The organism is Bradyrhizobium diazoefficiens (assembly GCF_016612535.1).
In the GTDB taxonomy this organism is placed as follows: domain Bacteria; phylum Pseudomonadota; class Alphaproteobacteria; order Rhizobiales; family Xanthobacteraceae; genus Bradyrhizobium; species Bradyrhizobium diazoefficiens_C.
In genome coordinates this window covers 3,514,195-3,524,342 of record NZ_JAENXS010000001.1, presented here as the reverse complement: position 1 = coordinate 3,524,342, position 10,148 = coordinate 3,514,195, and the positions used below count along the sequence as shown (strand labels likewise).

The 10,148-nt window shown below is 59.6% G+C and carries 5 protein-coding genes and 1 pseudogene; 2 read left to right on the top strand and 4 right to left on the bottom strand.

Annotation, left to right across the window (positions count from 1 at the left end):
* Both JJE66_RS16620 and JJE66_RS16615 read right to left on the bottom strand, forming a co-directional pair.
* On the bottom strand, positions 1-1,268 hold a 1,268-nt coding region (locus JJE66_RS16620), incomplete at its 3' end, for an enoyl-CoA hydratase-related protein (protein ID WP_200515230.1).
* Positions 1,269-2,054: 786 nt separating this feature from the next.
* Positions 2,055-3,284 carry a CaiB/BaiF CoA-transferase family protein gene (locus tag JJE66_RS16615; protein WP_200515229.1) on the bottom strand — a complete coding sequence of 410 codons (1,230 nt, stop codon included), beginning with the start codon at positions 3,282-3,284 and terminating at the stop codon, positions 2,055-2,057.
* Positions 3,285-4,796: 1,512 nt separating this feature from the next.
* On the opposite strand from JJE66_RS16615, the gene JJE66_RS16610 reads away from it, so the two are divergent.
* Both JJE66_RS16610 and JJE66_RS38965 read left to right on the top strand, forming a co-directional pair.
* Positions 4,797-5,969, top strand: coding sequence for an acetyl-CoA C-acyltransferase (locus JJE66_RS16610; protein WP_200515228.1), 1,173 nt, complete (start codon positions 4,797-4,799; stop codon positions 5,967-5,969).
* Positions 5,970-6,411: 442 nt separating this feature from the next.
* Positions 6,412-6,609 (top strand): hypothetical protein, encoded by a 198-nt coding sequence (locus tag JJE66_RS38965; protein WP_200515227.1) that lies wholly within the window; start codon positions 6,412-6,414, stop codon positions 6,607-6,609.
* A gap of 306 nt (positions 6,610-6,915) precedes the next feature.
* Here JJE66_RS38965 and JJE66_RS16600 read toward each other — a convergent pair.
* Together JJE66_RS16600 and JJE66_RS16595 are read right to left on the bottom strand one after the other, a co-directional pair.
* Positions 6,916-8,256 (bottom strand): annotated as a pseudogene (locus tag JJE66_RS16600) (IS5 family transposase).
* Positions 8,257-8,906: 650 nt separating this feature from the next.
* Positions 8,907-10,091: a M20 family metallopeptidase gene (locus JJE66_RS16595; RefSeq protein ID WP_200515226.1), complete on the bottom strand. Its 1,185-nt coding sequence runs from the start codon at positions 10,089-10,091 to the stop codon at positions 8,907-8,909.
* Between the last annotated feature and the right edge of the window lie 57 nt (positions 10,092-10,148).

The following is a 10,148-nucleotide window of genomic DNA, read 5'->3' as shown; positions in this document are numbered from 1 at the left end:
TTGGTCGCCTTCGCGATCTCGTCGATGTTCAGGTACGAGGTGTTGGAGGCGAGCACCGCGCCCGGCTTGACGTATTGGTCGAGCTTGCCGAAGACTTCCTGTTTCACCGCCATGGTCTCGAACACGGCTTCGATGACGAGGTCGGCATCGCCGACGTTCTCGATGCCGACGACGCCGTTGATCAGCGCCATGCGCTTGGCCGGCGCGTCCGCCGGGATACCGCCGCGTGCGGCGGTCGCTTCCCAGTTCTTCTGCATGATGCCCATGCCGCGCTTCAGCTGCTCTTCGCCGGTCTCGATCAGGGTGACGGGAATACCAGCGTTTGCAAACGACATCGCGATGCCACCGCCCATGGTGCCGGCGCCGAGGATGGCAACGCGGTTGACGGGGCGCGACTTCGTCCCCTCAGGGACGCCCGCGATCTTCGCGGCTTCGCGCTCGGCGAAGAACGCATAGCGCTGCGCCTTGGACTGGTCGCTGGCGACGAGCTTGAGGAAACCTTCGCGCTCCTTCTTCAGACCTTCGTCGAATGGCAGGTCGATGGCGTAGCCGACCGCGTCGGCCGCCGCGAACGGCGCCTCCAAGCCGCGCGACTTCTTGGTCATCGCCGCAACCGCATTGGTGAAGATCGAGCGGTCGGCCTTCGCAGCTGCGAGCTTGGAATCGTCATCGCGGAGGCGGCGCAGCGGCCGCTCCTCGGCCAGCAGTTTTCGCACAAACGCTTCGCCGCCGAAGGCCGGACCTTCGACGATTTCTTCGATCAGGCCGTTCTTCAGTGCTTCAGCGGCGCTGATCGGATCACCGCCGACAATCATCTCGACGGCAAGCTCAGGCCCCACTGCGCGCGGCAGGCGCTGAGTGCCGCCGGCGCCGGGCAACAGGCCGAGCTTCACCTCGGGCAGGCCGAGCTTAGCCTCTTTCACGGCCACGCGGAAATGACAGGCGAGCGCGACTTCGAGGCCGCCGCCGAGCGCGGTGCCGTGGATCGCGGCCACGACCGGCTTGGGCGAATTCTCGATCTCGGCCAGCACCTCGTTGAGGGCCGGCGGCTTCGGCGGCTTGCCGAATTCGGTGATGTCGGCGCCAGCAATAAAGGTCCGACAGCCACAGGTCAGCACGATGCCCTTGATCGCGGAATCAGCAATCGCGGCCTTGATGCACTCCAGGATCCCGCCGCGCACCGCGGCGCTGAGCGCATTGACCGGAGGACTGTTGACCGTGACGACACCGATCCCGTCATGACACTCGAGCTTGACCACTTCGCTCACGCTGCACTCCTAGGTTAAACATCAAAATTAGCCGGGTAGCGGACCAGTCTTTCTGGCAAGTAACCCCGATTGCGACGCTCCGAACCCAGCAATGAGGTTTTTGCTCGATTTCCTTTAGCAGCAACACCAACTGAAGTAACTTCAGCTCGGAGATCCAGTAGAATAGCAGGGTGTCAATATCGATTAATGCAATGGCTTCCAGGTTCACGCATAAATTCTGCGGCAACCGGCTTTATCGAGCCGATCTGATCATCAGACCGTCCGTGCTAGTCAACCGCTCAATGCAGCCAGCATCCGTTTCTAACAAAAGTCCCTCGATAGCTCTCTACGCCAACGGCACCGCGACAGCCCGTCTTGTTCCAGAAATTCGCCCGTTACCCAACCCTCGGTGCAGTCCGTGATGCTGGCACGTAGAAATATCACCAACGTTGATACTCGACCGCATAAGGATCGCTCGGCCGAGTCCGTGATCACGCTGTTGATCACTGAAGCTAGATTCGGATATCCGACGGCGATAGCAAACGATGAGCTCTTTTTAAGATCGAGATACTTTCGCTCGTTAGTAGCGTGGTGAACCGACGTGGCTTCATGGTCCGAGTCCTCAGAGGTGACGGGCTCTACCCATTCTTGGAGGAATTTGCGGGGCTCAGACCATCCGATTTGAGGGTCGATTCAGCTCGAATTGTGCACCGATTTGCACGAATGCGATTCTCTCGAGCCTGTAATTGGCAGCAGCGAAATCTGCCTTCCGCTAAACTGCGGTTGCCCGACACGATAATCTCCAGGCTAAATTGCCCCGATCAGCGTCAGCTGCGCAATTTTCTCGTCATCATATGCAAGCTTGTCGGCCAATATCTCTTGCGTATGCTCGCCGAGCAGTGGCGGGGCACGGTATTCGATGATCGGTGTCTCCGAGAAGGTCAGCGCGTTGCGGATCAAGGACAGCTCAGGAGCGAACTTGTGCTTCACGTTCACCCGCATGCCGCGCGCGGCGACGTGCGGATCGGCGAACACCTGGTCAAAATCATTGACCGGCCCACAGGGCACGCCGGCCTTCTCAAGCTTGTCCAACCAATGCGCGACGCTGTTTTTCAACAGAAGACCAGCAAAGATCGCCATGATTTCCTTGCCGTTGGCGACGCGATCGTTGTTCTTGAGGAATTTCGGGTTGGTAGCGAGTTCGGGTGCCTCAAGAGCGGCGCAGGCTCGGGCAAATTGGCCGTCGTTGCCGACCACCAGCATCAGCTCACCGTCTGCGCAGCGAAACACGCCCACAGGCAGGCTACCATTTCCCCAGGTGCCGCGTCGGGGCGGACTCTTCCCGTTAACGAGGTAGATCTGGAGATAGTGGCTGAGGGAGGCGATCACGGTGTCGAGTAGGCAGACGTCGATGTGCTGCCCTGCTCCGTTATTGACCTTGCGGTGATAGAGAGCCGACAGGATGCCGATTGAGGTGTTCATGCCCGTTATATAGTCGACAATGGACGGACCAACCTTCATCGGCCCCGCGCCCGGGTCGCCGTCCATATGGCCGGTGACGCTCATCAAGCCACCCATAGCCTGGAAGATCGCATCATAGCCCGCCCGCGGCGCGTAGGGACCGGTCTGACCGAAGCCGGTCACCGAGCAATAGATGATGCCCGGATTGATCTTCTTGATCGACTCGTAATCGAGGCAGTAGCGCTTGAGGTCTCCGACCTTGTAGTTCTCCATGAACACGTCGACGTCCCTTGCAAGCTGACGGATGATCTCCTGGCCCTCGGACTTGGCGATGTTGACCGTGACCGACTTCTTGTTGCGGTTGGCGCAGAGATAGAACGAATTGTTGTTGTTCTCCTTGCCCTCGGGATCGGTCAGGTAAGGCGGTCCGAAGGCGCGCGCCTCGTCGCCGGCACCGGGGCGTTCGATCTTGATCACCTCGGCGCCGAGATCGCCCAGCATCTGGGCCGACAAAGGGCCCGCTAGCACACGCGTGAGGTCAAGGACCTTGATGCCAGAAAGCGGCATGATGGCCATAAAGGTTTCTCCTAGTGACTATTCTGAGACGCAAACAAGCCTTGAACAGCCTTATGCTGTGGCCATTGAATCCGCTAGAAGTGTTGGCGCGTTGACTGCTGTCTTGCGGTGCCGCTAGAATCAGCCCCCGGACCTCCCGTCGGGTTTGCGTCTGCTTGGACACTGCAATAAAGGCGAAGCATTGTTCAGTCTTACTCTGTCTAAAGAAGGCACAAACGCAAGGTAGTTAGCAGCTAGGAAAGCCAGCTCTCATTCTCGCGAGAGACGGATCGTGCCTTCACCAGCCGCCATTCGAGCAAGATCCGCATCGAATAGCACAATTTGAAGAACTCGAGCGGCCGGCTGAATGACCTAAAGCAATTTGGACTACCCGACTTGCTGCTTCCGGCTGGCACGAGACTTCCAGCTACATTGCTGCTCTTGCTCCGTCGCATACTTAGCGAGCCAGGTGAGCCGATATTCTTCAATATAGCGGATTGAATAGCCGAAATTCTTCACGCGATCGGACGACCACGACGGTTTTTACGTGATGGGGGATGACCTAGCGAGGGTGGCCTGAAACTGTGACGGCGCGCCTAGCACCAGTTCTTGTCGCCCGCGACTCGCTCGGCAATATCGGTCCCACTCGCGTGGCAGACAACGTTCGTTGCGGATTTCAACGAGCACGACAGAGCGATGGATTCGCCAGCCTGCCTCCCGCTCGAGCGGATTGACTGGACGACCGTTTGGATGGACGCCTCGGCCCGCAACGACGATCGGGTAGCCAGCGCGTCGTGAATTCTGCGAAGTGTCTTCGCATGCCAACTTTCATATTCCTTCGATCAGTGCATTATTTCTCAAACGGATGGTTCCTATTTGGAGGAATTCTGCCCCAAGGCGCGCTAAGCTGCATCCATGACATCGCAAGCCGAACCCTCTTCCGGCGTGCTGCTCCTCGAACGCAGGGGGCAGCTTGTACAGCCCAATCCGACGCCGCTCGCCGGATCCGTGACGAATCAGGCCACATTCAACTGTCCCGTCATCTCCGAAACGATCGAGGGCGCCTGGGTGGAAAATGTCGTCCGCGGCGACTCGTCCCTTGAACGCCCCTATATCGTAGCCACCCGTCGGCTAGTGGATAGAGGCGCTGTGGCGATAACCTCAGATTGCGGCTTCACTAGATTAGGCATCAGGCGGCTCTAGCCGTCTCGGTGAGAGTTCTAGCCGATCCGCCGTGTCTCGAAACTGCGCGTCTACGACATCACGAGCCTCTGCCGATTGACGATCGGCCCTCGCTTGATGAATTTGAGGTGAGATCGGCGGCTGAGCCTTTGCGGACGAAAAGCGGTTCCTGAGGGAGCCGTTGAAAAAGACCGACTCTCCTTTGGCGTGATATTTTCCGACATAGGCTTGGCGCCAAGCTTGTGGACAGTCTGTCGGCTCAAAAGACATTCTCTCTATTCAACAAACGTGAACGTGCAGCGAGCGTGATCCGCACCAACTTCTAGGAAACCATCCGAAAGGAAGAAACCAATGCGTGAAGCCGTCATTGTATCCTATGCGCGCACGGGGCTGGCGAAGTCCGGTCGTGGCGGGTTCAATATTACCGCGCCGATGAGCCTTGCGGCCCATGCCATCAAACACGCCGTCGATCGCGCCCGCATCGACAAGGATTACGTCGAGGACAGCTATCTCGGCAATTGCGCCCACGGTGTGCGGAACATTGGCCGCCAGGCCGCGCTGCTCGCGGGCCTGCCGACGACGACGGCCGGGGCAACAGTAAACCGCTTCTGCTCCTCAGGCCTGCAGACGATCGCGATGGCCGCCAACTCGATCCGTTCGGATGGTGCCGGCTGCATCGTTGCCGGGGGCGTCGAGAGCATTTCCATCCCCGGCGGTCCTCTGCCCCAGGAAGTGGTCGATCCGGAGCTCCTGAACGTCGCGCCCGACATCTTCATGGCCATGATCGACACCGCTGACATCGTCGCCGAGCGCTACAAGCTCAGCCGCGAATACCAGGACGAGTATTCACTGGAATCGCAGCGCCGCATGGCGGCGGCCCAGCGGGCAAACAAGTTTAAGGACGAGATCGTCCCAATGAAGACAAAGATGAAGCTCGTCGACAAGCAGACCAAAGCCGAGAGCATCGTCGACTATGTGGTCGATCGTGACGAGTGCAACCGTCCGGACACCACGATGGAGGGCCTTGCCAAACTTGAGCCGGTGAAGGGCCCCGGCAAATACGTCACCGCCGGCAATGCCAGCCAGCTCTCCGATGGTGCAGCGGCGGTCGTGCTGATGGAAGCCAAGGACGCTGAGAAGCGCGGCCTCACGCCCCTCGGCCGCTTCGTCGCCTGGGCGACCGCTGGTTGCGAGCCGGACGAGATGGGCATCGGTCCAGTGTTCGCGATTCCAAAGCTCTTGAAGCGCACTGGAGTCAAGAGCGACGACATCGATCTCTGGGAGCTCAACGAAGCCTTCGCAAGCCAGTGCCTGTACTGCCGCGACAAGCTCGGCATCGATCCGGCCAAGTATAACGTCAATGGCGGCTCGATCGCGATTGGCCACCCCTTCGGCATGACTGGGGCCCGTCTCACCGGCCACCTCCTGCAGGAAGGCGCACGCCGCAAGGCGAAGTGGGGCGTCGTGACGATGTGCATCGGCGGCGGACAGGGCGGCGCCGGACTATTCGAGATCTTTAGCTGAGGCGAAGAGTCACCTTTGATAAGAAGAGGCACAGCGCCTTGCGCCGTGCTTTTGTGAATGCGCACTGTAGTCTAGTTCAGATTCTGTCCCGCGCTGACACGAAAACCGAGCATTGCTCGATCGGCCTCGAGAGGAATCCAGCTTCCGTGGACGCCTCGAAGCCGGCGAGCAGCATGAGAGTCGCGGTCTTGCCAGAGCCGGAGGTCCGAACATGGCCAAGAACTCACCCCGCGAGACTCTTAACGAGAAGGGTGTCGGCCTAGGTGTTCTTGACCTGAGAAAAACCTTAAGAAGTCGTCTCGTTAAGAAGCCGATTTAAAGCGCGGAGCGGTCGGTGGCGCCGGCGATGAGGGAGTTCAACCAAGCGAGGATGCGGCGGAAGTTATGGCCGAAGGCGGAGAGCGACATCGCCGGCGCCGCCTTCGAAGTAGGAGTGGCCGAAATGACCATCGATCGTCAGGTGTCTAATGATGGGTTGGATGACGGAGCGGCGGCGCAGCTCGCGCTTGATGACACCGAACACCCCGCGCTTCTGGCCGGAGATGAAGATACGGCGCGGATTCTGTATGTGATTCCGCGGTATCTCTTGTCTACATTGGCCCCCTCCATCGCGCAGTCGGTGAGTGTGTCGGGCGATTGATGAGATCCCGTTAGGTGTGACGTCGTACGGGTTATCGGGAGGCGCCGTGGCGTGTTGGATCATTCCCATTGCCAGCGCGTCAGCCAGCTTGGACCAAAATAACGGTCTTATCGCTTTCGTAGTACGCACTCTCTACAACAAACCGACGCGGCACCAGACTGCAGCGGTGGAGTGCTTGCTTCATGGCGGTGTTTCTCCCTCAAGCGCCAGAAATCCCCCAAACTGCATCAAAAGTGCGTAGGAGCAAAAATTTGGAGGCCGGTTGACGTCTTGCGAATATTCGCGCGCTATGCAGTTAGTCGTCCGTTAAGAAACCGATTTGAGTGGTGAGCGGTCGCTGGCGGCGGCGATGAGGGTGGTCAGGAACAGGCGCCAAAGAGCCTTCAGCCAGGCGAGGATGCGGCGGAAGTTGTGGCCGACCGCTGAGAGGATGACGTTGGCGGCATCGCCGGCGCGGCCTTTGAGGTAGCAACGGCAGGCGACCGTCGGCCTTCAAATGTCCGATGATGGGTTCGATGGCTGATCGGCGTCGTAGCTCGCGTTTGATGGCTCCGAACACGCCGCGTTTCTGGCCGGAGATGAAGACGCGACGGGGATTTTGCGCATCGTGGCCGCGGTATCCCTTGTCGACATAGGCCCGCTCGATCGGGCAGCCTGTGAGTGCCTCGGTGCGGTCGATGACGTCCCGCAAAGTGTGGCCGTCGTCGGGTTTGTCGGGCAGCGCCCTGGCGTGCAGCACGAACAGGCCACCGGGAGCGCGGCGGTTATTGGTGATGATGGAGGCTTTGGCACCGAACTCGTAAGGCGCGGGTGCCTTGCCCTTGCCGATGCACTCCACCTCCGGAGCATGGAAGGAATAGAGCTTCCAGCCGCGCTGGCGCTGTTGCTGCGAGCGGATCTGCGAGGCCCGGCTGAGCGGGAGGGCGAACGCGTTCTCGAGCACGGCCTGACCCGTCGATCTTGCGGCGGATGTCGCGAATGATCCGGCGCAGCCGGCTGCGCGGGATCCGCAGCTGCCGCTGATGCCGCCTGAATTGCTTGGCATGGGCGTAGCGTCCCACCAACATCGTGGCGGTATTGGTCACACGCGCATAGGACTGCCGCAGCTTGACCCCGTGCTTCCTTGCCAGGCGGTTCCTCTTGATTGCGGCGTGCAGCAGCTTGGTATCGGTCTGGAAGGTGATGGCCTTCGGCTGCACGTGGTATCGATCGTGACCCGCTTGAGGTCCTGGCTACGTAGCGCGCCGACCTCGTGCGCCACCCGCAAGCTCTCGGCCAGCAACAGCTCCAGCTTGTCGCCAAGTCGCTTGCGCCAGTGGCTCAGGTCCGAGCGCTCGTGCGGGAACGCGTGCTGGAAGAACTCTTCGCCGGTGAAGTACTGGAAATGGAGTTCGTGGACCCAGCGCTCGTATTCCCCTCATCGGACAGGCCGTAAATTTGCTTGAGCAGCAGCAGCCCGATCATGAAGCTGGTTGCGATCCCGGGCCGGCCGTTCTCGCTATAGACCGGCGCGATCTCACCGTCCATCCAGTCCCAGTCGACTTTGCCGGCGAGCTGAACCAGCTCGTGCTTCATATTGATGATCTGGTCCAGCCTAGCCCGGAACAGATCGTCCGATCCTGTCGTCCCGCGCTTCTCCGGTCGCATCGCCACCTCCGATGCGACAACGGAACCATGATTGGCGATTCGACGGAATCCTGAAAATGAAATTGCAGGGTTCCGATGCTCGAAGCATCAAGACCCTGCAATCACAAAACAGTCCGCAACGACGAATGCGATTCTAGCTCAATCGCTTAGCCGCTCTTCACGCACGACCAGTTATGCGCAGTTTGAGATCAGCTACATCTGCGCCCACTGATCATACCTTTCGCAGTTCGGGGCGAAGTCAGCGAATGAGCTCAAATGCGGCGCCCTCGACCGCGGTTGGCTATTAGAAGGATTTTCCAGAGAGCGGTTCACCCCATTAGGATCGCACCTCTGATTGGGAATCCTATATTTCCCATCGATGAGGTCGAAGATGTCCGCGGTGTCGCGTTCGAACATTGGCGGCTTCGTCGGATGAGAACTGCGTGCCAGCGTCGCCTAAGGCGCGGTTTAGTCCGAGACTAAGCTTGTAGAGAGCGTCTTTAGAGGCCAGTAAAGCTACCGTACTTCCTCCATGGAAGCACGCGTCACGGAGCGAGGCGGCGGCGGTATTCAGCAGTGTTGTGCCAGACATCCGAATGAAGCGTGTGGTGCCATGCAGAATAGCCGAGAGGCACAACGCAGGATGCCGGCGCTCAGGCCTACCGGCCCCATCAGGAATTTAGCAGGTCCAGGATATATCTGGTGGTGAGCACAGTTGTCGGGATAATGAGTTCGTCGGATGCGCCGAATGTCGGCGTATGCACGTATGACTCGTTACCGGGTGCACGGGTACCGAGCCAGAAATAGATCGATGGCACGCACGCAGCGTAGAAGCCGAAGTCGTCGCTTCCAGCTACCGGTCTTCTCTCGCTAAAGAAGGCTTCGCGTCCTACCGTGTCGTGGACGAGTTGGCGGAATCGCCTCACCATTTCGGCATCGTTGACAACAGCTGGCTCGCCTTGGCAAATGATGCATTCGGCACGACCGCGGTGCATTGCAGCGATCGCCTCCGCGACCTCACACACGCGCTGCGACAACAGTGCCCTGCGCTCCGAGTTCGCTGTTCTGATCGTTCCCTCCATGACGACAGACGGGCATATGATGTTGGTCGCCTCTCCGCCATGGATGGTTCCGATCGTAATGACAGCACCATCCGCGACCGGCGTTTCGCGCGAGACCACCTTCTGCACCTCGTTGACGAATGCTGCGGCGATACTGATGGCATCAATGCCGTCATGAGGTGAAGCGCCGTGCGCCATCTTTCCTGCGATCGTGATCTTGAATTGGTCGGCGGACTTCGTTACCGGACCTTCCTGCGCGCCAAACATGCCAGCAGGAATTCCAGGGCTGACGTGGAATCCAACGGCCCGATCGAAGCCATCTAGCAACTTTTCGTCTTGAACCGTGCGTCCACCTAGGGGCTCTGCTTCTTCGGCTGGCTGGAAAAACACGCGGACTTTCCCCGCGAAGTTGTCCCTCATCCGATGCAGAGCAAGGGCTGTGCCGAGCGCAATCGAACCGTGCATGTCGTGGCCACAAGCGTGCATAACGCCCTTGATTTCGGAGCGATAAGGCAGATCCTCGCGCGTTTCCTGGATCGGTAGTGCATCAATGTCGCCGCGCACGGCGACGGCCCGCTTCGGACCGACCGCACGCCCTTGGATGTCGATATAGAGGCCCGTGTTGTGGAACGTCTTGGCACCGCTAAGGCCGAAACGTTGCAACGCCGCCCGGATCCGTTCCTGCGTCTTCCACTCCGCGTTCGAGAGTTCAGGCTCACGATGCATATTGTGGCGCAGCTCGATCACCGCGTCCCGCTCGGCATCGGACAGAAAGCTGTTGCTCCGCGTGGTCATCAAGGCGCCCTCTTCATCCGCACCCTTTCACGGGCCGACACCTGCGAATGACGCTAA